Below are 23,848 nucleotides of genomic sequence, written 5' to 3'. Positions count from 1 at the left end.
GGTGTTCCCGGGGTGCTCCCGGAGCCGACCCGGGAGGACACCATGGCCGCCGCGCAGCAGAGCCCCGCGAAACCCCGCACGCCCCGCACGCCGCGCCTGCGGCGCAGCAACTGCAGCCGTCCCGGGATCACCCGCCGCGGGTACGGCAAGGGGTTCGCCTACCGGCACGCCGACGGCACGAAGGTCCAGGACGGGGACGAGCTCGACCGGATCCGCGGGCTGGCGATCCCCCCGGCCTGGAAGGACGTGTGGATCAGCCCCCAGCCCAACGGGCACATCCAGGCCACGGGAGTCGACGGCGCCGGACGGCGCCAGTACATCTACCACCCCCGGTGGCGGGAGCTGAAGGACCGCGAGAAGTTCGACCGCGTCCTCGACTTCGGCGACACGCTCCCGCAGGCCCGCCCGGCCGTCACCCGGCTGCTGCGGACGGAGGGCGCCACGGAGGAGAAGGCCTGCGCGGCGGCCTTCCGGCTCATGGACGAGGCCGCCCTGCGCATCGGCAACGAGGAGTACGCCCAGTCGAACGGCTCCTACGGCGTCACCACCCTGCTGGTCCGGCACGTCCGGGTGGACGGCCGGGACGTGCACCTCGACTTCCCCGGCAAGAGCGGGCACCGGTGGACGCTGGACCTCCGGGACGCCGACCTCGCCGCCGCGCTCGCGCCCCTGCTGGAGCGCGGCCCGGACGAGACCGCGCTCGCGTTCCGCGACGAGGACGGGCAGTGGACCGGCATCACCAGCGCCCGCCTCAACGACTTCGTGCGGGACCGGTGCGGCCCCGACTTCACCGCCAAGGACTTCCGCACCTGGCAGGGCACGGTGACCGCCGCGATGGCGCTCGCCGCCCGCGCCGGCACCCGCCCCAGCGAGAGCGCCCGGAAGAAGGCCGTGTCCGCCGCCATGCGGGAGGTCGCCGAGCACCTGGGCAACACCCCCGCCATCGCCCGCAGCTCCTACACGGACCCGCGCGTGATCGACCGGTTCCTGGACGGCGAGACCATCGACGCCGCCACCTACCGGGCCGCGGAGCGGTCCCTGCGCGGATTCCTCACCTGAGCCGCGGGCCCGGGGTGGCCGGGCGGCCGCCCCGGGCCCGTGCTCAGGACAGGCCCACGTAGGTGGCCGAGTAGCCGAAGCCGACGACGTCGTCGCGGCCGTCGCCGTCGACGTCCCCGAGCAGGCGCGGATACCGCGCCGGGTCCCAGCCGGCCGCCCAGCCGAAGGAGCCGGACGTCAGCTCGGGCCCGGTCAGGAAGTCGTCGTCCCCGTAGGCCACGAGCACGCCCGCGTTGCCGAAGCCGACCACGTCCAGGATCCCGTCGCCGTTGATGTCCGCGAGGTCCCGGGGGTGCCGGTCGGTGCGCCAGCCCTGCGCGGCGCCGAAGTCGGCGAGCTCGAGCGAGACCGGCTGGTACCTGGGCTCGCCCGGGGCGGAGGGCCGGGAGTAGGCGGCGAGGGCCCCGCGGTGGCCGAAGCCGACCACGTCCGGGGGAAGGTGACCGCTGACGTTGCCGACGACCCGGGGGTGCTGGTCGACGCGCCACCCCTGGGCGTAGCCGAAGTCGCGGATCTCCAGGGCGGGCTGGGTGAACGTGTCCCCGAGCGCCGAGAAGTAGGAGACGTACGTCCCGGCGTCGCCGAAGCCCACGATGTCCGCCGTCCCGTTGCCGTCCATGTCGGCGAGCATCCGGGGGTTCTTGTCGATCCGCCACCCGCGGTCCCAGCCGTAGCTGTCGATCCGCTTGCCGGTGCCGTCGAAGGTGCGGTCCGCACGGCCGTGGGAGATGGTCACGCCGGAGTACCCGAAGCCGACGATGTCCGCCGTCCCGTTCCCGGAGAGGTCGGCCAGCTCGCGGACGTGCTGGTCGACCCGCCAGCCCTGGTTCCAGCCGAACTCGCGGACCTCGAGCTGCGGCGCGGTGAAGCTGCCGTCGGGCTGCGCGTAGGAGACGATCACGCCGGCGTTGCCGAAGCCGACGAGATCGTCCCGGCCGTCGCCGTCGACGTCGGCGACCGTGCGCGGGTGCCGGTCGGTGCGCCAGCCCTGCGCGGTGCCGAAGTCGCGGACCCTCAGCACCGGCGCGGCGAACGTGCCGTTGGTCTGGCCCAGGGCGACGAAGACGCCGGGGTCGCCGAAGGCCACGACGTCGGCGCGGCCGTCCCCGTTGACGTCGGCGAGCTCGCGCACGTGCTGGCCGACCCGCCAGCCGTCGACGTAGGAGAGGAACCCCTGGGTGGACACGGCGTGGGCCGGTCCGGCGAGAGCGATGCCGGTGGTGGCCAGCGCCGCCGCGGAGAGCCCGGTGAGCAGCCGGGCCGTCGGTGAGCGTTTCATGGTGGAACCTCCAGGTTCCGTGGAGCGGAGAACTCGGTCCGGAGCGCCGGACGGCGGGTGGGACGCCGGTCGGCCCCCACCGCCCGGCGATCGGCCGTGCGCTCGGCCGGGGTCCCGGGACCGTGGGTCCACCGGTGACCGCCCTCTGCCGAGCGGACGGAACTGCTGGTGGGACCAGTCTAGATCCGTGCGTATGCGATCGCTAAGTGTTCTCCGTGCCGTGCTGAATCGTTATCCCGGATCCGTGACCGGGAGGCCCGGGTCCCCGTCCCGGGGCCGCTCAGCGGCGGATGCCGCGGCGGAAGTACAGGACCGGGCCCACGAAGTTGACGGCGATGATCGCGGCCCACTTCCCCTTGCCGCCGTTGACCTCCGCCGCGGGCCGCAGAGCGAGGTCCGCCCAGGCGGTGGCCGCCAGTGAGACCTGCACGGACGCCAGCGTCAGCAGCGCGGTCCGCTGCCCCGGCGTGAGGTCCTTCCACCGGGTGCTCCTCCTGGTGCCGATGCGCGTCATGGTCGTCCTCCCGGTGCTCGGGGACTCGGGGTCCCGGCGGCCGCTCCGCGGGCGGCCCGTGGCACTCATGCTGGTGCGGGCGCCGCCGGCAGTCAACGCCTGACCGGCATGCGGGCCCCGGGCGCCGGTGCACGCGCATGGGGACATCCTGCTCCACCGACGGGTCCCGTGTCCGAGTGCGACCGAGGATTCAGGGCGTCGGCGGGCTCCGGCGTCCGCCGCGGGGCCGGCACCGGTCCGGCGGTCTAGCCTGGGAGGCATGACCCGGTCCCGGACCTTGTCGCCGTCCGTTCCCGTCCCCGTCCCCGTTCGGGGGCCGGGCGCCCGCGCGGCCGCCGCCGTGCCGCTCGGGGTCCAGCCGTGACCGGGCGGTTGCCGCGCGGCGCCCGCCGGCACTGGGCGGACCTGGAGCGCCCGGGCCACCCGGTGCCGCCCCCGGTGGACACCGCGGCGTTCGCCGGCCTGCCCGAGCCCGCGCGCCGCTGGCTGGGGCACGCCGTGCCGCCCGGCACCCCGGCGTGGGTCTCGGCGGAGCTGTCGATGCGCGGCGAGATCCGGCTCGGCGGGGCGTGGCGCCCCTTCTCCGCCCGGCAGCTCATCACCCCCGGGATCGGCTTCGTCTGGGCCGCCCGCACCCGGGTCCTCGGCCTGCCGGTCGCGGGCTACGACCGGTACGGGCCCGGCGGGGGCGAGCTGCGGTGGCGGCTGCTGGGCCTCGTGCCCGTGCTGTCCGCCGCGGGACCGGACATCACGCGCAGCGCCGCCGGGCGGCTCGCCGGCGAGGCGGTCGTCGTGCCGTCGGCCTGCCCGGCCGCCGCGTGGTCGGAGGGGCCCGTCCCGGACACCGCCGTCATGACCTGGGTCCTCGACGGGGAGCGCGAGGACGCCCTGATCCGGGTCGACCCGGACGGCCGGCTCCGGGAGCTGAGCATGCAGCGGTGGGGCGACCCCGACGGCACCGGGTACGGCCGCCACCCCTTCGGGGTCGCGTTCTCCGAGGAGGCCGATCTCGCCGGCGTGCGCGTGGCCACCGTCCTGCGCGCCGGCTGGGCCCGGGGCACCGACCGGCAGGCCGAGGGCGAGTTCTTCCGGGCGCGGATCGAGGGCGTCCGGTTCCGCTGAGCGGCCCTCCCGGGACGGGACTCCCCGAACGGGGCGACCTGCCCCGGAGGCCGTCCGGTCAGCGGTTCGGTCCCTGGTCGACCGGTCCGTCCCCGGGCCGGTCCTGCGGCCGGTCGTGCGGCCGGTCGGGCGCCGGGGAGGACCAGGGCACCGGCGCGGCCGCAGGGGACCGGGGCTCGACCGGCCCCTGGTCGAGCCGGAACGGCGGGTACTCGTCCCGCAGGAGCAGCACGTAGGCGAGGACCCGGTTGACCCAGCGGTTGATGCCCACGACCAGCGCGAACAGCTCGGGACGGTACCGGCCCGTGAAGAGCAGGACCACGGCGGCCACCAGCACGAGCAGCCCGAGCAGGGACGGTCCCCAGCTGGTGGTCGTCGTGCCGTCGTCGCCGCTGCGGGTGGTGCTCCACGTGCCTCCGCCCGTGAGCACCCCCACGATCAGCAGGTGCGGGATCGCCAGGAGCCACCACTTCACGAGCACGAGGCCGCGGGAGAGCCGCTCCGGGTAGGCGACCTCCAGCTGCGCCGGATGGTCCGCGCGGGCCAGGGTGAAGGGCGGGTACCGGTCGGTGCCCAGGGCCGAGTAGGAGTAGAACGCCACCCGCCAGCTCCACCGCAGGACCCCTACGCTGAAGGAGAACCACGAGGGCGGGTACCGGCCCGTGAACAGGATGGCGAACCCGGCGGCGACCGTGGTGACCACCAGGGCGAACCACAGCACGGCCAGCACGATCAGGTGCGGGATCACCAGGAGCCACTTGACCAGCCACAGCCACCGGGACAGCCCCGCGTCGAGGAAGCCGGTCAGGCGCACGGGCGAGACCGGCGGCGGGGTCCGGTCCCGCCCCGGGTCCTCGGCGAGGGCCGCGCCCGGGCCCGTGCCGCGCGGCGGGGTGCGCGGGTCGATGTCCCGGCCGAGTCCGGCGGCGCCGAGCAGCAGCAGCGGGAGGCCCACGACCAGCCCGGCCAGCCCGCCGACCAGCTGGCCGCCGGCCAGGGGGCCCAGGAGGTCGGAGCGCGCCCCGAGCTGCAGGTCCGCCCAGACCGGCCGGGTGGCGTCGGCGTTCATCACCACGAGCGTCCAGCTGCCCGAGCGCAGGTCCAGGGTCAGCTCCCGGGTGCCGGGGCCCTGGTCCGAGTCGGCCCAGAAGGTCTGGTTCCCGGGCCGGTCGGGCACCCGTTCGCCGGGCACCCGGGCCCGCATGTCGTCCCCGGACTCCGTGGCGCGGCCGAGCTCGGCGTGGGCGACGCCGTCGAGGTACCGGTCGACGTCGGCGGTCTCGGCCACGCCCACGAAGATGTCCTGCTGCGGGTCGGCCGCCGTCACGCGCACCTGCACCCTGCCGAGCTGGTCGAGGAAGGGCACGGGGGAGAGCTGGGCGTCGCCGACGTCGAGCACGGCGGGCGGGCCCACCAGGGCGTAGGTGATGGTCTGGTGCCGGTCCGGGGACGCGGTGAGGAAGCGCCCGTCCTGCTGGGCCGCGGCCGCGCCGGCGAGGACCAGACCGCTCACTAGCGCCGCCAGGCCCAGGGCGGTCAGCAGGGTGCCCAGGACCAGCAGCACCCACTGCCCGGGTCTGGTGCGGCGCGGGGCGTCCTGCCGGTCGGCCGGACGGGGCGGGCGGGAGGCGGGGTGCTCGTTCACGGGAGCTCCTGAGGAGTCGGACGGTGGCCGGAGCCCGGTGCGGGGCGTCCGCGGGATGTCGGCGGGCGGTCTCTTCGATGTGCTTCCGGGGTCCGCTGCCCTGCGGTGCGGTCCCTGCGGTGCGGTGCGGTGCGGTTCCGGCCGGGCCCGGGGCTCACCCGCGCAGGACGGCGGCCCCCGTGATCCGGTCCGCGGCCAGGTCGGCGAGGGCCCGGTCCGCGGCGCGCAGGGGATAGGGGACGGTGGTGGGGCGCAGCCCCAGCCGGGCGGCCAGCCGCAGGAACTCCTCGCCGTCCTGCCGGGTGTTGGCGGTCACGCTGCGCAGCTGCCGCTCCTGGAAGAGCTCCGCGGCGTAGTCGAGGGCCGGGACGTCGCTGAGGTGGATCCCGGCGACGGCCAGGGTGCCGCCCCGGTCCAGGGCGCGCAGCGCCGGGGGGACGAGGGTGCCCACGGGGGCGAAGAGGATCGCCGCGTCCAGCGGCACCGGGGGAGGCTCGTCCGCCTCCCCCACGAAGGCGGCGCCGAGGTCGCGGGCCAGCTCGCGCGCCGCCATCGAGCGGGTCATGACGTGGACCTCCGCGCCCTGGTGCAGGGCCACCTGGGCGGCGAGGTGGGCGGACGCGCCGAAGCCGTAGATGCCCAGCCGGCCCCCGGGGGGCAGCTGGGCCCGCCGCAGCGCCCGGTAGCCGATGATCCCGGCGCACAGCAGGGGGGCCGCGTGCTCGTCGTCGAACTCCTCGGGCAGGCGGTAGGCGAAGGCCTCCGGGGCCAGGGTGAGCTCCGCGTAGCCGCCGTCCTGGTCCCACCCGGTGAAGCGCGGGGCGGTGCAGAGGTTCTCCCGGCCGCGGCGGCAGAACCGGCAGCGGCCGCAGGTGTGCCGCAGCCACGCGACGCCCACGCGCTCGCCCTTCCGGAACCGGGCGCAGCCGGGACCCGCGCCCACCACCTCGCCGACGATCTCGTGGCCCGGGATCACCCCCGCCCGGTGCAGGGGGAGGTCGCCCTCCACGAGGTGCAGGTCGGTGCGGCACACCCCGCAGGCCCGCACCCGGAGGAGCAGCTCCCCGGGCCCCGGCACGGGGTCGGGGCACTGCCCGAAGCGCATCGGCCCGCCGGCCGCGGGACCGGGCTCATCGATCCACCACGCGCGCATGCTGTCCTCGTCGATCCCCCGGGGAGGGCTCCGGCCGCGGCCGTGACCCCTGTCCTGGCTCCGAGTCTAGGAACGGATCGGGGGCGCCGTCAGGAAACGAGGAATGTTAATGCACGGCCCCGGAGCCCGGAGCCCGGGGCCGTGCGGGCCGCCCCCGCTTCTCGGCGGGAGGTGTTCCCAATCGGGACGCGGGGGACGAGCATGGGGACGAAGGACCGCGCGGGTGCGGCCAGCGTCGCAGGCACCCGGGCGGAACCCGATCCGGCGCGCGACGAGAGGACTCAGGGATGACCGAGCGCATCGACCGATGGCCCACGGGGGCTCCGTGCTGGGCGGACATCATGGTCTCGGACCTGGACCGTTCCATGGACTTCTACGCGAGCGTGCTCGGGTGGCGGTTCACGCCCTCGGACCCGGAGTACGGCGGCTACTGCAACGCCCTGGTGGACGGCCAGCCGGTGGCGGGGATGTCCCCCGCGCTGCCCGAGATGGAGGACGACCCGCACGCGTGGGCGGTCTACCTCGCGTCCGACGACATCGTGGCCACGGGCAGGGCCGCGGTGGCGGCCGGTGCCCGGCAGCTGTTCGAGCCGATGGCGGTGGGCAGCTTCGGCACCATGGGCGTGTGGATCGACCCCACGGGGGCGGCCTTCGGGGTGTGGCAGCCGCAGGAGCACACCGGGTTCAGCATCGTCGGCAGGCACGGGACCGTGGCCTGGTGCGACCTCCTGACCACCGACCAGGCGGCCGCCGAGCGGTTCTACGCCGAGGTCTTCGGCTACACGTACCAGGACATCGGGACGCGGCACGAGGCGTACGCGGTGTTCACGGTCCCGGGCATGGACCGTTCGGCCGGCGGCATCGGCGTGGCCGCCGAGGACGTCGACCACCTGCAGGAGGCGCCGCCGCTGTGGTGGGTCTGCTTCGAGGTCGACGACGCCGACACCGCCGCCGAGCGGGTCGTCGCCGCGGGGGGCGCGCTGGTCCAGGAGCCGGAGGAGTTCGGCTACGGGGAGCTGGTGTTCGCCGCCGGCCCGGACGGCGAGCGCTTCGCCATGATGGGCCCGTCCTCGGAGGACTGGACGGAGGAGGACGACGAGGACGACGAGGACGCCGACCAGGACGACGACGGCACCGACGGGGACGCCGGCCGGCCGTGAGCGCCGTCCCGGCCCGCCCCCGCCCGGCGGCGGGCCGGGACGGTCGGGTGCCTCAGGTCGGCGGGCTCAGAACATCCCGACGACGGCGCCGACGAACCACAGCACCACGAACAGCGCCACGAGGCCGATGATGACGGCCAGCGCGAGCTTCCCCTTCGAGGAGTCGCCGGGCCGGTCGACGTCGAGCTCGTGGTTGGTGGGGCCCACGCCCGAGCCGGCGTCGGGCGGGGTGTCGCCCTCGATGCTCAGGCCGGACTCCTCGTTCAGGGCGTCACCGGCCTTCTTCGGGTCGTTGCGTGCCTGCTCGGGATTGATCTCGGCCACGGGGTCCTGCTCTCTTCCGGTGGGACGTGCTGGGACGGGTGCTCCCAGCAGAATAGCAAGCTTACTGGTGAAACGGTGGGGGTCGCCGGGGTGCCCCGGGAACGGGCGAACCGGTGTGCGCGATCGGAAAAATGCCCGCCACGCGGGCATGAGATGACTTGAGTGCAACTCGTGGTATCACTTGTACCGTGTGGTACCCGTCACACGCCTGCCGGCCGTCCGGGGACCCGCGTCCCCGCTCCGCCACCCGGAGCCGGTCCTGCCGCTCGCCCCTCGAGGAGTCCGTTCATGTCCACGCCATCCCGTCCGGGGCGCGCCCGCCGCCCCCTCGCCGTCACCTCCCTGGCCGCCGTGGCCGCCCTCGTCCTCACCGGCTGCCTCTCCTCGGACCGCGAGGAGGGGGGAGCCGGCGCCACCCAGGCCGCCGGCGGCGACGTCGACGGCACGTTCGTCTTCGCGGCGTCGTCCGACCCCAAGACGCTCGACCCGGCGTTCGCGCAGGACGGGGAGTCCTTCCGCGTCTCCCGCCAGATCTTCGAGGGTCTCGTGGGCGTGCAGGAGGGCTCGGCGGACCCCGAGCCCCTGCTCGCCGAGTCGTGGGAGCAGTCCGAGGACGGGCGGACCTACACGTTCCAGCTCCGGGAGGGCGTCACCTTCCACGACGGCACGGCGTTCGACGCCGAGGCCGTCTGCGCGAACTTCGAGCGCTGGTACAACTTCGAGGGCCTCCTGCAGTCCGAGAACATGGCCTACTACTACGGCTCGCTGTTCAAGGGCTTCGCGGACGCCCCCGAGGACGCCATCTACGCCGGCTGCGAGGCCACGGGGGAGGGGGAGGCCGAGGTGACCCTGAACAAGCCGTTCGCCGGTTTCATCGCCGCTCTGTCCCTGCCGGCGTTCGCCATGCAGTCCCCCACGGCCCTCGAGGAGTACGGCGCGGACACCGCCGGCGGCACGGAGGAGTCCCCGGAGCTCTCCGAGTACGCCCAGGGCCACCCGGTGGGCACCGGACCGTTCCGGTTCGACTCCTGGGACGTGGGCAACCAGGTGGTCCTGGCCGCCCACGACGACTACTGGGGCGAGCAGGGCCAGGTCACCGACGTGATCTTCCGGATCATCGACGACCCCCAGGCCCGCCGCCAGGCGCTCGAGTCCGGCAGCGTGGACGGCTACGACCTGGTGGCCCCGGCCGACACCCAGGCCCTGACGGACGCCGGCTACAACGTGGTCACCCGCGACCCGTTCACGATCCTGTACCTCGGCTTCAACCAGGCGCAGGAGGAGCTCGCGGACGTCGACGTCCGCCGCGCCATCGCGCACGCCATCGACAAGGAGGCCCTGGTCTCCCAGACGCTGCCCGAGGGCACCACGGTGGCCACCCAGTTCATCCCGGAGTCCGTCAACGGTTACAACCAGGACGTCACCGAGTACGCGTACGACCCCGAGCGGGCCCGCGAGCTGCTCGCGGAGGCCGGCTACGCCGACGGCCTGGAGCTGGACTTCAGCTACCCGACCGGCGTCTCCCGCCCCTACATGCCGAACCCCGAGCAGACGTTCACCACGCTCACCGCGCAGCTGGAGGAGGTGGGCATCACCGTGAACCCGCAGCCGGACAAGTGGTCCCCGGACTACCTCGACCGCATCAACGGCACCCCGGACCACGACCTGCACCTGCTCGGCTGGACCGGCGACTACAACGACACCGACAACTTCGTGGGCGTGTTCTTCGGCCGGGAGAAGCCCGAGTTCGGCTTCGAGGACCCCGAGCTGTTCCGGGCGCTGGCCGAGGCCCGCGAGCTGACCAGCGTCGAGGAGCAGACGCCGGTCTACGAGGACATCAACGAGCAGATCATGCAGCTGCTGCCGGCGGTGCCCCTGGCCAACCCGGCGCCGTCGCTGGCCTTCGACCCCCGGGTGGAGTCCTACCCGGTGAGCCCGGTCAACGACGAGGTCTTCAACAGGATCGAGCTCAGCGAGTGAGCCCGGGTCCGGGGCGACGCAGCGCGCGCCGCCCCGGACCGCCCCCGCCGTCCTCCCGGCGGTCCTCCCCTCTGCCCCTCTCCGTCCGGAAGGACCGGAATGCTCCGCGTCATCGGCAAGCGGCTCGCCCTGCTCGTCCCCACCCTCATCGGCCTGTCGGTCCTGCTCTTCGCGTGGGTCCGCGCCCTGCCCGGCGGGCCGGCCACCGCCCTGCTGGGGGACAAGGCCACCCCCGAGGCCGTGGCCCGCATCAACGAGGTCTACGGCTTCGACCGCCCCCTGCTCGAGCAGTACGTCGTCTACACGGGTCAGCTCCTCCGGGGGGACTTCGGCGCCTCCATCGTGACCGGCCGGCCCGTGGTCGAGGAGTTCCTCACCCGCTTCCCCGCCACCCTGGAGCTCTCGCTCGTGGCGCTGGTCTTCGCCGTGGGCATCGGGGTTCCGCTCGGCTACGTGGCCGCCCGCCACCGCGGCAGGCTCCTGGACCACTCCTCGGTGGTGCTGTCCCTGCTGGGCGTCACCGTCCCCGTGTTCTTCCTGGCGTTCGTCCTCAAGTGGCTGCTCGCGATCCAGGTCCCGCTGTTCCCGGCGGACGGACGGCAGGACCCGCGCATCGACGCGACGCACCACACCAACTTCTTCGTCCTCGACGGCGTCCTCACGGGCGAGTGGGACGCGGCGTGGGACGCGCTCCTGCACCTGGTCCTGCCGGGCGTGGCCCTGGGCACGATCCCACTGGCGATCATCGTGCGCATCACCCGCGCCTCGGTGCTGGAGGTCCAGAGCGCGGACTACGTGCGCACCGCCCGCGCCAAGGGCCTGACGCGCGGTCTGATCCGCGGCCGCTACATCCTGCGCAACGCCATGCTCCCCGTGGTCACCACCATCGGCCTGCAGACCGGCCTGCTGATCTCCGGGGCCGTGCTCACCGAGACCGTCTTCGCGTTCAACGGCATCGGCCGGTTCCTGCGGGACGCGATCTTCACCCTCGACTACCCCGTGCTGCAGGGCTTCATCATCTTCATCGCCCTGGCCTACTCCCTGATCAACCTGCTGGTGGACATCTCCTACAGCCTCATCGACCCCCGGGTGCGTGTCCAGTGAGCGCCACACTTCCCCCCGCCCCCTCCGGCCCCTCGCACACCGAGGGCCCCGAGGCCGTCACGACCACCCCGGGCACCACCGCGGCGGTCGGCACGAGCCTGTGGAAGGACGCCTTCCGCCGGCTGCGCCGCAATCCCGCGGCCATCGCCGGGGCCGTGATCGTCGGCGTCTTCCTGCTCGTGGCCCTCCTGGCCCCGTGGCTCGCCCCGTTCGGCGGCGAGGAGCTGCCCGGGCGCACCGAGATCACCCCCACCACCATCCCCGGCCCCGGCGAGGTCGAGGGCTATCCGCTGGGCCTGGACCGCTTCGGCGGGGACCTGCTGTCCAAGCTGATCTGGGGGGCCCGCGCCTCCCTGGTGATCGGCGTGGTCTCCACCGCCCTGGGCCTGGTCGGCGGAATGGTCCTCGGCCTGCTGGCCGGCGGCCTCGGCGGCTGGGTGGACAGCGTGATCATGCGCTTCGTGGACATCCTGCTCTCCGTGCCCAACCTGCTGCTGGCCGTGTCCATCGCCGCGATCATGGGGCAGAGCCAGTGGGCCGTGATGATCGCGATCGGCGCCTCCCAGGTGCCCATCTTCGCCCGCCTCCTGCGTTCCTCGATGCTGTCCCAGCGGGGCGCCGACTACATCCTCGCCGCCCAGACCCTGGGCCTGTCCCGCCGCACCATCACCATGAGCCACCTGCTGCCCAACAGCACCGGGCCGGTCATCGTCCAGGGCACCCTGACGCTGGCCACCGCGGTGATCGACGCGGCCGCCCTGTCCTTCCTGGGCCTGGGCGGCGGCGTGCCGCAGACGGCGGAGTGGGGCCGCATGCTCACCTACGCCCAGGCCGAGCTGTCGATCGCCCCGCAGCTGGCGTTCCTGCCCGGCCTGTGCATCGCCGTCACCGCCCTGGGCTTCACCCTGCTGGGGGAGTCCCTGCGCGAGTCCCTCGATCCCAAGTCCCGAACCGCGTGAGGTGCACCGACCGATGAGACCGGAGAACCCCGCCCCGGGGGCGGACGCCGCCCCGCTGCTCGAGGTCGAGAACCTCGCCGTGGCCTTCAGCACGATGAACGGACCGGTCCAGGCCGTCCACGAGGCGTCCCTGGCCCTGCGCGAGGGCCGGACCCTCGCCATCGTGGGGGAGTCCGGTTCGGGCAAGTCCACCACCGCCATGTCCGTGATCGGGCTGCTGCCCGGCAACGGCCGGGTGACCGGCGGCTCCGTCCGCTTCGCGGGCCAGGAGCTCGTGGGCCTGGACGAGGCGCGGATGCGGCGGATCCGCGGCCGGCAGATCGGTCTCGTCCCGCAGGACCCCATGGCCAACCTCAACCCCGTGACCACGGTCGGCCGCCAGGTGGCCGAGACCCTGCTCGTGCACGGACTGGCCACCCGCCGGGACGTGGACGAGAAGGTCGTGGCGGCGCTCGCGGCCGCGGGGCTGCCCGAGCCCGAGCGGCGCGCCCGGCAGTACCCGCACGAGTTCTCCGGGGGCATGCGCCAGCGCGCGCTCATCGCGATCGGGCTCGCCTGCCGGCCGCGGCTGCTCATCGCCGACGAGCCGACGTCCGCCCTCGACGTCACCGTGCAGCGCACCATCCTGGACCAGATCGAGCGGATGACCGAGGAGATCGGCACGTCCGTGCTGCTCATCACCCACGACCTGGGCCTGGCCGCGGAGCGCGCCCAGGACATCGTGGTGATGCACCGCGGGCGGATCGTCGAGGCCGGCCCGTCCGCCCGGGTGCTCGAGGACCCGCAGGACGAGTACACCCGCCGCCTCGTGCAGGCGGCGCCCTCGGTGGCCGCGGCCCGGGTGGGCCGGCAGGCCGTCCCGTCGCCGGGCCGGACGGGAGCGGGGACGACGGCGGCGGCTCCGGCGGCGGCCGGTCCGTCGGCCTCGGGCCCGACGGCGGGAGGCGTCGCGGCCCCCGCCGCCCAGGAGGCGGCCGGGGCCGCCGCCCGGGAGCCGCTGGTGGTGATCGAGAACCTCACCAAGGTCTTCAAGGGGCGGCTGGGACAGGCGGACTTCACCGCGGTCCAGGACGTCTCCCTCACGGTGCCCCGCGGCAGGACCGTGGCGATCGTGGGCGAGTCCGGGTCGGGGAAGACGACGACGGCGCGGATGCTGCTGAAGCTCTACGAGTCCACCTCCGGGTCGATCCGCTTCGACGGCCAGGACGTGACGGGACTCCGGGGCAGGCAGCTGGCCGCGTTCCGGCAGCGGGTCCAGCCGATCTTCCAGGACCCGTACTCGTCCCTCAACCCGATGTTCACGATCGGGCGGATCGTCGAGGAGCCGCTGTCCACCTACGGCCGCGGCACCCGGGCGGAGCGCCAGGACCGGGTGAAGTGGCTGCTCGAGGAGGTCGCCCTGCCGCCCTCGACGGTCAGCCGCTACCCCAACGAGCTCTCCGGCGGCCAGCGCCAGCGCGTGGCGATCGCCCGGGCGCTCGCCCTGCAGCCGGAGCTGATCGTGTGCGACGAGCCGGTGTCCGCGCTCGACGTGCTCGTGCAGAAGCAGATCCTGGACCTGCTGGGGCGGCTCCAGGACGAGTTCGGGCTGTCCTACCTGTTCATCTCGCACGACCTCGCGGTGGTCCGGCTGATCTCGGACGAGGTGTGCGTGATGAAGGACGGCCGGCTGGTGGAGGCCGGCGCCAGCGAGGAGATCTTCACCGACCCGCAGCACCCGTACACCCGGCAGCTGCTGGCCTCCATCCCCGGCAACGAGCTGCGCGTAGGGGTCTGAGACCGGCCGGGCGGCCGCGCTCAGCGCAGCGGTGCGGTCGCGGCCAGCCCCGCGAGCACCGCGAGCACGGTCAGCGCGCCGGTGCCCGCGGCGTTGAGCACCGCCCGGAGCGTCCTGCCGTCCCGGACCAGCCGCACGGTGTCGGCCATCGCGGTGGAGAAGGTGGTGTAGCCGCCGCAGAAGCCGATCACGGCGACCGACGCCGCGGGCCCGCCCAGCACCCCGGCCAGTGCGGCCCCGGACAGGAGGCCGGCCAGGAACGAGCCGCTCATGTTGACGACCACGGTGCCGGCGGGGAAGGACGTCCCCCACCGCTGCCGCACGGTCCCGTCCACCGCGAACCGGGCCATCGCGCCCAGTCCGCCGAGGAGGCAGATCAGCAGGGCGGTCACGCGCGCCGCCCGCGGGCCGCGAGGACGGTGCCGGCGAGGCACGCCAGGAACCCGCAGGCCAGCGAGATCCCCACGTAGGCCAGCGCCTGTCCCGCGGCCCCGCCGGTCAGCAGCCGCTCGGTCTCGAGGGCGAGCGAGGAGAACGTCGTGAAGCCGCCCAGCGCCCCGGTGCCCGCGCCGAGGCGCAGCAGCATCCCGCGGGGGGTCTCCGCACCGCGCCGCAGGAGGACCTCCAGGAGCATCCCCAGCAGGAACGCCCCGAGCAGGTTCGCGGTCAGGGTGGCCAGGGGCCAGCCGGCCACCGTCGGCACCAGCTGGGCGAGTCCGTGGCGGGCGCCGGTGCCCAGCGCCCCGCCGGCGCCCACGGCGAGGACCAGCAGCAGGCGCCGGTGCGGCGGTCGGCTCATGGGGGTGCTCCTCGGGGCGGGCTCCCTGGGGGAGCGGTCGGCGGGCTCGATCCTACCGGCCGGTCCGTAGGATGTCCGGGTGCAGACGATACGCGGCGCCCGGATCCTCCTGGCCCTCAAGACCTCGCTCGCGGTGGCCCTGTCCTGGGTGGTGGCCCAGCGGATGCCCGGCGTGATCGACCAGTACCCCTACTACGCGCCGCTCGGCGCGATCTCCGCGATGTACCCGACCGTGCTGGGCTCGGTGCGCGCGGGGCTGCAGACGGTGGCCGGCATCGCCCTGGGCATCCTCCTGGCGGCCGGGGTCCTGCTGGTCGGCGAGCCCAACCTGGTGACGGTCGCCGTGGCGGTCGGCCTGGGCGTGCTCCTGGCGGGCATCCGCCGGCTCGGGGCGGGTGCGGAGTACGTCCCGGTCGGCGCCCTGTTCGTCCTCATCGTCGGCGGCCAGGACGCCGAGGGCTTCTCGGCGGGCTTCCTCGTGCAGATGTCGGTGGGCGTGGCGATCGGGCTCGTCGTCAACGTGACGGTCTTCCCGCCGCTGGACTTCCGCACGGCCCGCCTGCAGCTCGACCGGCTGCAGAACGTCGTCGTCGACTACCTCGAGGACGTCGCCGGGGAGCTCGCGGAGCCCGGCACCACCGGGGGACGGGACTGGCGCCGGCGCAACCACTCCCTGGTGCGGATCACCGGCGAGGTGCGCGAGGCGGTCGACGAGTCGGCGCGCAGCGCCCGCGGCAACCCCCGGATGGTGCTCCGGCGGCGGCGGCGGCCCGCCGCGGACCCGGGGGACCCGGGCTACGACTCCCTGCTGAAGCTCGAGAACGTCATCTTCCACCTCCGGGGCTTCACGGACGCGGTGCGCGAGCTCTACGACCACCGGACGCACGACTGGCTGGTGCCCGCGTCCCTGACCGCCCGGCTCGGCGAGGCGGTGCAGTCCGCCGCCGACGCGGTGCGGGCGTGGGCCGCGGATGAGGATCCGGAGGAGGCCGCCGAGCGGGTCCGCTCCCTGGGGGGCCGTCTCCACTCCGATCTCACCGACCCCTCCCGGGCGGAGGACCGGCTCGTCATGGCCGCGGCCCAGGACCTCGCCAGGCTCGTGGCGGTCCTGGACCCGCCGACCGCCCCGACGGCCGGCAGCAGCGCCGTGACCCGGGGATAGGGGTCTCCGCCGTCCCGGGGCCCGTGGGGCCACCGGGACGGCGGGCGGCTCAGGACCGGCGGCGCCGCCGCAGGCGCAGCGCGCCCGCCGCGCTCGCGGCGATCCCCGCGGCGAGCAGGCCCGCGGCCAGGCCGGGGCCGGGGCGCTGCTCCGGCTCCGCGACGGCGGTCTGCATGTTGAGGCCCGGGTTGACCTCCACCGGCGCGGTCTCGGCGGGCACCTCGACGGGTGCTGCCTCGACAGGTGCTGCCACGACGGGCGCCGCCTCGACCGGCGCCGCCACGACGGGCGCCGGGGCCGGCTCCGCCGGGGCCGGGAGCACCGGCGCCACGGGGGCCGGGGCCGCGGGCGCCTCGCAGGCCAGGACGGCCTGCTCGAGGAGCACGAGGAACTGGTCGACCGCGCTCTCGTCGAGGGCCAGCTCGGCCAGCAGCGCCTCGAACGCCACGGCGGCCTCGGCGACGGCCTGCTCCGCGACAGCGGGGTCGAGCGTGCCGAGCGCCATGGTGAGCTGCTGGTCGAGCTCCACCAGGCGGGCCTCGGCCAGGGCGACGGCCTCCGCGTCGCCGGACTCCTGGGCCACCATCAGCGCGGCCGCGGCCGCCTCCAGCTCCTGCAGGCTGGGTCCGCCGGCGCCCTCGACGAGCGCGGCGTACTGGGCCTCGGCGGCGGCCACGGCCTCGGCCGAGAGGTCGAGCGCCCCGAGCGACTCGGGGGAAAGCCCGGCGCCCGCCAGCGCCGCGTCCAGCTGTGCCGTGGCCTGCAGGCAGGCGGGGTCCCCCGGGGCCGCGACGGCCGCCGGGGCCCCGAGGAGGAGGCCTCCGGCCAGCATCGCGGCGGTGGCGCCCGTGGCCGCCCATGTCTTTCCAGCAGTCATGTCCTGTGTCTCCTGTGCTCGGTCGTCGCCCCGGGGTCGCCCCGCGGCCGGCAGCGCGCGGCAGGACCTCCCCCCGCGCCGCCGGTCCGCGCGGCGGCGGGGGCGACAGGAAATGTCGTGCTGCTGGTCGTGCGGCGTGCACCGCGGAGCTCGCGGAGATCCGGAGCGCGTCCGACGGACTGCTGTGCCGTCGAACCTACTTGCCGGTAGTCCGTGTTGACAATAGTGAACGGGTCGGGCGCGTGCGGGCCCCGGCCGCTGGGCTCCGGCGGCGTCCTGCGCGTGCTGGGTGCTCCCGGTTGCCGTCCTGCGCGCACAGGACGGGGACCGGGCACGCAGGACGCCGCGTCCCCCGGTGCGGTGGCACCGGGGGACGCGGCGTCAGGGGCGGGGCTGCCGTCCGAGCGGAGCGGGGCTCAGCGGGCGGGGGTGGCCTCCAGGGCCTCCTGCCCGGCGGACCAGGCGGCGTAGGAGCCCTCGAGCTCCACCACGTCGTAGCCGGCGTGGCGCAGGGTCGAGGCCACGACCGAGCTGCGCAGCCCGCTCTGGCAGTAGGTCACGATCGTGCCCTGCTCCGGGAGCCGGTCCAGGTTCCACAGGACCCGGCCGCCGTGCAGCTGGGTGGAGCCGGGGACATGGCCGGCGGTGTGCTCGCTCACGGCGCGCACGTCCAGCAGGAGGGCCTTGTCGAAGGTCTCGACCTCCTCGGGGGAGACCAGCCGCGGGGTGGTCTGCGGCAGGCCCTCGATCCCGGTGACGTAGCCGGCCACGGCGTCGATGCCCACGCGCACCAGGTGGTCCCAGAACTCCTGGGCGGCCTCCTGGTCGGGTGCCAGCAGCACCAGCGGCCGGTCGTCGGCCTCGGGGTTCACGGCCCAGGCGCCGAAGGTCGCGATGGACTTCCCCGCCGGGATGTTCAGCGCCCCGGACACGGTCCCGGTGTGCACCTCGTCCGCGGAGCGGGTGTCCACGAAGGTCACCTCGCCGGCCGCCAGCCGCTGCGCGACCTGCTGCGGGTCGAGCTCGGGCAGGGGCGCCCGCTCGCCCATGACGGCCGGGCCCCGGCGGTTCTGGTTCTTCATCCGGCCGAAGTAGAACGGGGCGTCCGGCTGGCCGTCGAGCAGCTCGGCGACGAAGCCGGCCTCGTCGTCGGCCGCCAGGTAGGGGCCCCACCAGGCGTAGAGGCGCTCGTAGCCCACCGTGGTCGACGGGATCGCGCCCAGGGCCTTGCCGCAGGCCGAGCCCGCGCCGTGGCCGGGAAAGACCTGGACGTGGTCGGGCAGGGTGAGGAACTTCTCCTTGAGGCTGGCGAACATCTGCTTCGCGCCGAGGAAGCGGGTGTCCACCCCACCGGCGGCCTCGTCCAGCAGGTCCGGACGGCCCGGGTCGCCGGAGAACACGAAGTCGCCGGTGAGCAGGTAGCCCGGGGCGTCGGCGAAGGCGCCGTCGGTGACCAGGAAGGACAGGTGCTCGGGGGTGTGGCCCGGGGTGTGCACCGCGGCCACCACGATGTTGCCGATGCGGATCTCGTCGCCGTCGTGCAGGCGGGCGGCCTCGAACTCGTACTGCCAGTCCTCCCCGCCCTCGCCGGAGACGTGGATGTCCGCGCCGGTGGCCGCGGCCAGCTCGCGGGTGCCGGAGAGGTAGTCGGCGTGGATGTGGGTCTCGGTGACGGCGGTGATCTCCATGCCGTTCTTCGCGGCCATGTCCCGGTAGACGTCGATGTCGCGGCGGGCGTCGACCACCAGCGCCTGGCCGGTGCGCTGGCACCCGATGAAGTAGCTGGCCTGGGCGAGGTCCTCGTCGTAGATGCGCTCGATCAGCATGGGATTCTCCTTCGTTCGATGGCTGATGACGCGTGTCCGGAAGGGGTTCCCGCGTCGTCCTGAGCACAACGATAATACCCCTGGGGGTATAGCGCAAGTACCCCCGGGGGTATCTAGTCGGAGGGGTGCCGGGGCGCCGGCCGGCGGCTCCGGTGCCGGCGGACCGCCTCGTCGTAGCAGGCCACGAGGAACTCCGTCGCGGCCCGCCAGCCCAGGCCCTCGGCCTCCGCCCGGCCGGCGGCGCCCATCCGCGCGCGCAGGGCCGCGTCGTCGAGCAGCCGGGCCAGGCCCGCGGTGAGCGCGTCCGCGTCGCCTGGCGGCACGAGCAGCCCGGTCCGCCCGTCGGCCACCGCGAACGGGATGCCGCCGGCCCGGGCGCCGACCACCGGCACCCCGCTCGCCAGGGACTCCAGGGCCACGAGACCCAGCGTCTCGGTGGTGGACGGGAACGCGAGCACGTCCGCCGAGGCGTAGGCGGCCGCCAGCTCCTCCCCGACGAGCCGGCCCGGGAAGACCGTGGGGGTGTCCGCGAAGCGCCGTTCGAGCTCGGGCCGGTGCGGGCCGTCGCCCACCACGGCGAGCCGGGTGCCCGGCAGCCGCCGGATCGGCTCGAGCAGCGCCGCCACGTTCTTCTCCCTCGACAGCCGCCCCACGGAGAGCACCAGCCGCTCCCCGGGGTGCCCGCCGGTGAGCCGGGACCGCATCGCGGCGGAGGCCCTCGCGGGGTGGAACAGGACGGTGTCCACACCCTTGGGCCACAGCGCCACGCGGCGCACGCCCAGGGCCTCGGCCCGGTGCACCATGGGCCCCGACGTGCACAGGTTGACCTCGGCGAGGTTGTGGGTCGTGCGGATCCACCGCTCCACGGGCCGGCGCAGGGCACCGAGCCCGTGCCCGAACACGCTCATGTACTGCGGCACGTCGGTGTGGAAGGACGCCAGCAGCGGCAGGTCCCGCGTCCGCGCGGAGAGCGCGCCCCACGCGCCGAACCACACCGGGTTCACGGCGTGCACCACGTCGGGGCGGAACGCCGACACGGCCCGCTCCGTGCGCGGGGACGGCAGGCCTCCCCGGACGTCCCGGTACCAGGGGAACGTCACGGACGGGGCCCTGACCACCCGGTGCGGACCCCAGCGCCCGGGCGGATCCCCCGGCGTGAGCACGAGCACCTCGTGGCCGAGGTCCCCGAGCTCGTCCAGGGTGCGCGTCAGGCGCGTCACCACCCCGTCGACGTTCGGGGCGAAGACGTCCGTCCAGAGCGCGATCCGCATCCGCCGGCTCAGGCGCCCGCGGACATGGGCGCGGGCGCGGCCGGGACCGCGGAGCGGACCGGCCGCGCCGGGATCCCCGGGCGCCGGCGGGAGTTCCACACGGACGTCGCCGGGATGCGGGAGCGGTCCACGCGGTGGGCCCAGCGCACGGCGGTCCGCTCGACCTCGAGCAGCAGCCCCTCCGACAGGGTGGTGGGCCGCAGGCCGAGGTCCAGGAATGCGTCGTTGTCCACGTGCAGGTCGTTCTCCGCGGACTCCTGCCGGGGGTTGGGGACCATCTCCACCTCGGCGCCGGTGAGTCCGGCCACGAGCTCCGCGAGGTCGCGGACCCGGTGGGTCTCCGTCATCTGGTTGAAGATCTTCACGCGGTCGCCGGCCGCCGGGGGGTGGAGCAGGGCCAGCTCCACGCACCGGACCATGTCCTGGAGGTGGATGAACGCCCGGGTCTGCCCGCCGGTGCCGTGCACGGTCAGCGGGTGGCCGACCGCCGCCTGGACGAGGAAGCGGTTGAGCACCGTGCCGTAGTCGCCGTCGTAGTCGAAGCGGGTGACGAGCCGCTCGTCGAGCGCCGTCTCCGCGGTGCCGGTGCCCCAGACGATGCCCTGGTGCAGGTCGGTGATCCGCAGGCGGTCGTTCCTGGCGTAGAACGCGAACATGGTCTGGTCCAGGACCTTGGTCATGTGGTACAGCGAGCCGGGGTGGGAGGGGTAGAGGATCTGCTGGGGGACCGTGCCGTGCGGTCCGGGGACCTCCACGTCCAGGTAGCCCTCCGGGATGCGCATCCCGGCGGTGCCGTACCCGTAGACCCCCATGGTGCCCAGGTGCACCACGTGGACGTCCAGCCCGGACTCCACGACCGCGCACAGCACGTTGTGCGTGGCGCCGACGTTGTTGTCCACCGTGTAGCGCTTCGTGGCCGGGGTGCGCATGGAGTACGGCGCCGCCCGCTGCTCCGCGAAGTGCACCACGGCGTCCGGGCGCTCGACGACCAGGAGGTCGAGGAACGCCTCGTAGTCGGCGGCGAGGTCGATCTCGGCCCCGCCGATCCGCCGGCCCGTCAGCTCCTGCCAGGCCGCGCGGCGCTCGTCGAGGCCGCGGATGGGCGTCAGCGACTCCGTCCCGAGCCGGACGTCGATGGCGCGGCGGGAGAAGTTGTCCACCACCACCACGTCGTGGCCGCGCGCGGACAGGTGCAGGGCCGCGGGCCAGCCGCAGAAGCCGTCGCCGCCGAGGATCGCGATCTTCACGGGTGCTCCGTTCCCGGGCCGCTGCCGGGCCCGTCCTGTCGGTCTCGCGCTCAGCGTGGGGCACGCGCGTGAACCGGGAGTGAACGGTCCAGGACCAGCTGCTGGTGCCCGAACGAACCGGGGAGCACCTCCCAGCCCGGACCGGTCAGCTCGCGCAGCTCGTGGGGCAGGTAGGCGCGGCGCAGGGACCGCAGCCCGTCGGTGCGCAGGAAGGAGCCCGGGGCCAGGGGCAGCACGCCCACCGAGTACAGCCGGTAGGCCGCCGGGCTGCGCACGAGGTCGTTGTGCAGCACGAGCCGGCCGGCCAGGTGCTCCGAGTCCGCCGCGAGGTCCCGCACCGGCCCCGGGTCCAAGTGGTGGAGCAGGTGGTTGGAGACCACCACGTCGAACGTCACGCCGGCCGCGACCAGTTCCCGGCTGGTGACCCGCCGGAAGACCGGGGGCACTGCCCGCGAGTGCCGGGTCGACCAGCGGCGGGTCCGCGCCGAGGCCCACTCGTGGGCGCGGGCGTCCGGGTCGATGCCGGTGACCCGCAGGTCGATCCCGTCCCGCTGCGCCCACCGGGCCAGGGCGCGTGCCACGTCCCCGCCGCCGGCGCCGACGTCCAGGAGGGTCAGCGGCCGGCCGGGCACGGCCAGGGGCCGAATCCGGCGCCGGTAGGTCGCGGCCCACCCGGCGACCAGGGAGTTGACCACGTCGAAGCGTGCGTAGGTGCGCCGCAGTGCGACGAGATCGCAGCAGGGGTCGTCCATGAGCTCGCGCAGCTCGGCGTCCCGCCGGGAGAGGTCGGGCCGGGAGCGCGGCTGGACGGAGGGCATCTGCCCATTCTCCGCGGGCCGACACGATCCGCCAAGGAGCACGGCGGGCCGGGGGCGGCGCGGGGTGCCGTCACTAGACTGGGGCTCCCGGCCGGTGCCGGGCAGGACCGGACGGCAGGAGGGGACCGCGTGGGACACACCGTGCACGCCGTGGGCTCGCGACCCGGCCCGTGGATCGGCCTCGCGAGCGCGTGCTGGGCCGCCAACGCGGCCCTGGGGGCGTCCGTCGGCGCCGGGATCGTGCGCACGGGCCGGTTCCGCTGGATCCACCACGCCCTCTACGTCACCACCACCACGACGACGGCGCTGGCCGCGGTCCTCGCCGCCGGCTCCTCCTCCGCCTCCGGGCGCGCGGCGGGCCGGGCCCTGGCGCCGGCGCTGCTGCCCCTGGCCGCCCTGCCCCACCTCGGCACGCCCGCCCAGGGGCACCCGCGCCGCCACACGCTCGCCGCGCTGTCCGCGGCGCCGTTCTACGCCACCGCCCTGTTCCGAGCCCGCGCCGCCCGCGCCGGCTGAGCCGCCCGACCTGACCGGAGAGCACATGGAGTTCCTCGACGTCGTCTTCAACCGCCGCACCACCAACGGCCCGTTCCTGCCGGACCGGGTGTCCCCGGAGCACCAGAAGCTGCTGCTGCGCACGGCCGCGGCCGCGCCCTCCCAGTTCAACAGCCAGCCGTGGCGCTTCGTGCTGATCGAGGACCGGGGGACCATCGACCGGATCGCCCGGATCAGCGCCGACTCGATGACGCAGGTGATGGCCGAGGGGAGCTTCTTCGACCGGTACAAGCGCTACTTCCGCTTCAGCAGGCAGGAGATGGAGGAGCAGCGCTTCGGGATGCTCTTCGACAAGCTGCCCGCGGTGCTGCGCCCCTTCACCAAGAAGGCGTTCACCCCGGGCGGGCAGGCGATGATGAACCGGCTGCGGGTGCCCCAGACCCTGGGCGCGGAGAACCACAAGCTCGTGGCGGGCTCCCCGCTGCTGCTCGGCGTGATGCTCGACCGCCGCGAGTACCGGCCCGGGGAGCTCTCCGGGTTCTACTCGCTGTTCTCGATGGGCGCGGCCATGGAGAACCTCTGGCTGACCACCGTGGAGCTCGGCATGGGCATCCAGTTCATCTCCTTCCCCATGGAGGCCCCCGCCCGGTGGGCCGAGGTCGTGGACCTCCTGGACGTGCCCGAGGACCTCGAACTCATGGCCGTCTACCGCCTGGGCTACGTCCCCGAGGAGCACCGCCGCCCGGCCATCGACTGGTCCAGCCGGGAGCGGCGCCGGATCTCCCAGTACGTGTTCCGGGAGTCCTGTGCCACGCCGCAGGAGGGCTGGGACGACTGAGCGCCGCCCGCCGGCGACGAGGGCCGGGGCGTCGGGTGGGCGGCTCTTCCATTAGTGTGTGGCACACACTATCGTGTGGATATGGCAGCTGAACCGAGCGACCCGATCGTGGCCTCCCACTTCCAGGAGCTGCGCCGCGGCACGGTGGTCCTGGCCTGCCTGCTCGTCCTGGACGAGCCCCGCTACGGCTACGCCCTGCTCCGGACCCTCAGTGACGCGGGGCTCGACGTCGAGGCCAACACGCTCTACCCGCTGCTGCGCCGTCTCGAGGCGCAGGGCCTGCTCGAGAGCGACTGGAACACCGACGAGTCCCGGCCCCGCAAGTTCTACCGGATCACCGGTCCCGGGGGCAGCGTCCGGGACGCCCTCGAGGCCGAGCGGCTCCGGCTGCACGCCGCCCTGTCCACCCTCGCCCGCCCCACTCGCCCCGAGGACTGAT

Annotated in this window: 23 protein-coding genes; 11 read left to right on the top strand and 12 right to left on the bottom strand. The window is 74.6% G+C overall.

Going from position 1 to position 23,848, the window contains the following annotated elements:
- Positions 1-42: 42 nt before the first annotated feature.
- Positions 43-1,059, top strand: a complete 1,017-nt coding sequence (locus ACP7CD_RS14685) for a DNA topoisomerase IB (protein ID WP_052132701.1) — start codon at positions 43-45, stop codon at positions 1,057-1,059.
- 43 nt (positions 1,060-1,102) lie between these two features.
- Here ACP7CD_RS14685 and ACP7CD_RS14680 read toward each other — a convergent pair whose 3' ends face one another.
- Positions 1,103-2,338, bottom strand: a complete 1,236-nt coding sequence (locus tag ACP7CD_RS14680; protein ID WP_126346612.1) for an FG-GAP repeat domain-containing protein — start codon at positions 2,336-2,338, stop codon at positions 1,103-1,105.
- A 280-nt stretch (positions 2,339-2,618) separates the two neighbouring features.
- Positions 2,619-2,852: a hypothetical protein gene (locus ACP7CD_RS14675; protein ID WP_017834706.1), complete on the bottom strand. Its 234-nt coding sequence runs from the start codon at positions 2,850-2,852 to the stop codon at positions 2,619-2,621.
- A 360-nt stretch (positions 2,853-3,212) separates the two neighbouring features.
- Here ACP7CD_RS14675 and ACP7CD_RS14670 point away from each other — a divergent pair, with 360 nt between their 5' ends.
- The gene (locus ACP7CD_RS14670; RefSeq protein WP_126346611.1) at positions 3,213-3,974 is read left to right on the top strand and encodes a DUF6544 family protein; all 762 of its coding nucleotides are present in this window, start codon (positions 3,213-3,215) and stop codon (positions 3,972-3,974) included.
- A 58-nt stretch (positions 3,975-4,032) separates the two neighbouring features.
- Here the strand turns inward: ACP7CD_RS14670 and ACP7CD_RS14665 are convergent, their stop codons facing one another.
- Positions 4,033-5,619 carry a DUF4389 domain-containing protein gene (locus tag ACP7CD_RS14665; RefSeq protein ID WP_426120521.1) on the bottom strand — a complete coding sequence of 529 codons (1,587 nt, stop codon included), beginning with the start codon at positions 5,617-5,619 and terminating at the stop codon, positions 4,033-4,035.
- A 154-nt stretch (positions 5,620-5,773) separates the two neighbouring features.
- On the bottom strand, positions 5,774-6,772 hold the full coding sequence (locus tag ACP7CD_RS14660) for a zinc-dependent alcohol dehydrogenase family protein (RefSeq protein ID WP_426120520.1): 999 nt from the start codon (positions 6,770-6,772) through the stop codon (positions 5,774-5,776).
- A gap of 287 nt (positions 6,773-7,059) precedes the next feature.
- Here ACP7CD_RS14660 and ACP7CD_RS14655 point away from each other — a divergent pair, with 287 nt between their 5' ends.
- Positions 7,060-7,932: a VOC family protein gene (locus tag ACP7CD_RS14655; RefSeq protein ID WP_426120519.1), complete on the top strand. Its 873-nt coding sequence runs from the start codon at positions 7,060-7,062 to the stop codon at positions 7,930-7,932.
- A 66-nt stretch (positions 7,933-7,998) separates the two neighbouring features.
- Here ACP7CD_RS14655 and ACP7CD_RS14650 read toward each other — a convergent pair whose 3' ends face one another.
- Positions 7,999-8,256, bottom strand: coding sequence for a DUF6480 family protein (locus tag ACP7CD_RS14650; RefSeq protein WP_133411055.1), 258 nt, complete (start codon positions 8,254-8,256; stop codon positions 7,999-8,001).
- A 288-nt stretch (positions 8,257-8,544) separates the two neighbouring features.
- On the opposite strand from ACP7CD_RS14650, the gene ACP7CD_RS14645 reads away from it, so the two are divergent.
- The 4 genes from ACP7CD_RS14645 (at position 8,545) to ACP7CD_RS14630 (ending at position 14,076) form a co-directional block, all read left to right on the top strand.
- Positions 8,545-10,236 carry an ABC transporter substrate-binding protein gene (locus ACP7CD_RS14645; RefSeq protein WP_426120518.1) on the top strand — a complete coding sequence of 564 codons (1,692 nt, stop codon included), beginning with the start codon at positions 8,545-8,547 and terminating at the stop codon, positions 10,234-10,236.
- 99 nt (positions 10,237-10,335) lie between these two features.
- Complete coding sequence (locus tag ACP7CD_RS14640) at positions 10,336-11,340, top strand: ABC transporter permease (protein ID WP_426120517.1); 1,005 nt, start codon at positions 10,336-10,338, stop codon at positions 11,338-11,340.
- Positions 11,337-12,299 (top strand): ABC transporter permease, encoded by a 963-nt coding sequence (locus ACP7CD_RS14635; RefSeq protein WP_017834715.1) that lies wholly within the window; start codon positions 11,337-11,339, stop codon positions 12,297-12,299. The genes ACP7CD_RS14640 and ACP7CD_RS14635 overlap by 4 nt, the downstream gene beginning before the upstream one ends.
- Positions 12,300-12,312: 13 nt before the next feature.
- Positions 12,313-14,076 carry an ABC transporter ATP-binding protein gene (locus ACP7CD_RS14630; RefSeq protein ID WP_426120516.1) on the top strand — a complete coding sequence of 588 codons (1,764 nt, stop codon included), beginning with the start codon at positions 12,313-12,315 and terminating at the stop codon, positions 14,074-14,076.
- Between the two features lie 20 nt (positions 14,077-14,096).
- Here the strand turns inward: ACP7CD_RS14630 and ACP7CD_RS14625 are convergent, their stop codons facing one another.
- Both ACP7CD_RS14625 and ACP7CD_RS14620 read right to left on the bottom strand, forming a co-directional pair.
- Positions 14,097-14,468: a fluoride efflux transporter FluC gene (locus tag ACP7CD_RS14625; protein ID WP_426120515.1), complete on the bottom strand. Its 372-nt coding sequence runs from the start codon at positions 14,466-14,468 to the stop codon at positions 14,097-14,099.
- Positions 14,465-14,875, bottom strand: a complete 411-nt coding sequence (locus ACP7CD_RS14620) for a fluoride efflux transporter FluC (protein WP_426120514.1) — start codon at positions 14,873-14,875, stop codon at positions 14,465-14,467. Before ACP7CD_RS14620 ends, ACP7CD_RS14625 begins: the two co-directional genes overlap by 4 nt.
- A 79-nt stretch (positions 14,876-14,954) precedes the next feature.
- Here ACP7CD_RS14620 and ACP7CD_RS14615 point away from each other — a divergent pair, with 79 nt between their 5' ends.
- Entirely contained in the window at positions 14,955-16,037 is a 1,083-nt protein-coding gene (locus tag ACP7CD_RS14615; protein ID WP_336650525.1) for an FUSC family protein, read from the top strand.
- 49 nt (positions 16,038-16,086) lie between these two features.
- On the opposite strand, the gene ACP7CD_RS14610 is transcribed toward ACP7CD_RS14615, so the two are convergent.
- The 5 genes from ACP7CD_RS14610 to ACP7CD_RS14590 form a co-directional block, all read right to left on the bottom strand.
- The gene (locus ACP7CD_RS14610; RefSeq protein WP_426120513.1) at positions 16,087-16,914 is read right to left on the bottom strand and encodes a hypothetical protein; all 828 of its coding nucleotides are present in this window, start codon (positions 16,912-16,914) and stop codon (positions 16,087-16,089) included.
- Between the two features lie 416 nt (positions 16,915-17,330).
- The gene (locus tag ACP7CD_RS14605; protein ID WP_426120512.1) at positions 17,331-18,740 is read right to left on the bottom strand and encodes a rhodanese-like domain-containing protein; all 1,410 of its coding nucleotides are present in this window, start codon (positions 18,738-18,740) and stop codon (positions 17,331-17,333) included.
- Between the two features lie 113 nt (positions 18,741-18,853).
- A complete protein-coding gene (locus ACP7CD_RS14600; protein WP_426120511.1) occupies positions 18,854-20,011 on the bottom strand; it encodes a glycosyltransferase in 1,158 nt (385 codons plus the stop codon).
- Between the two features lie 8 nt (positions 20,012-20,019).
- On the bottom strand, positions 20,020-21,258 hold the full coding sequence (locus ACP7CD_RS14595; RefSeq protein ID WP_017834722.1) for an NAD-dependent epimerase/dehydratase family protein: 1,239 nt from the start codon (positions 21,256-21,258) through the stop codon (positions 20,020-20,022).
- Between the two features lie 50 nt (positions 21,259-21,308).
- Positions 21,309-22,076, bottom strand: a complete 768-nt coding sequence (locus ACP7CD_RS14590) for a methyltransferase domain-containing protein (protein ID WP_017834723.1) — start codon at positions 22,074-22,076, stop codon at positions 21,309-21,311.
- Positions 22,077-22,205: 129 nt separating this feature from the next.
- On the opposite strand from ACP7CD_RS14590, the gene ACP7CD_RS14585 reads away from it, so the two are divergent.
- The 3 genes from ACP7CD_RS14585 (at position 22,206) to ACP7CD_RS14575 (ending at position 23,847) form a co-directional block, all read left to right on the top strand.
- Entirely contained in the window at positions 22,206-22,592 is a 387-nt protein-coding gene (locus tag ACP7CD_RS14585) for a hypothetical protein (RefSeq protein WP_260987087.1), read from the top strand.
- 25 nt (positions 22,593-22,617) lie between these two features.
- Positions 22,618-23,409, top strand: a complete 792-nt coding sequence (locus tag ACP7CD_RS14580; protein WP_133411044.1) for a nitroreductase family protein — start codon at positions 22,618-22,620, stop codon at positions 23,407-23,409.
- Positions 23,410-23,490: 81 nt separating this feature from the next.
- The gene (locus tag ACP7CD_RS14575) at positions 23,491-23,847 is read left to right on the top strand and encodes a PadR family transcriptional regulator (protein ID WP_426120510.1); all 357 of its coding nucleotides are present in this window, start codon (positions 23,491-23,493) and stop codon (positions 23,845-23,847) included.
- The last annotated feature ends 1 nt before the right edge of the window (position 23,848 follow it).

Origin of the sequence: Kocuria sp. LHG3120 (genome assembly GCF_049897445.1) — a bacterium.
GTDB lineage: Bacteria > Actinomycetota > Actinomycetes > Actinomycetales > Micrococcaceae > Kocuria > Kocuria rosea.
This window is presented reverse-complemented; position numbering and strand designations above follow the sequence as displayed.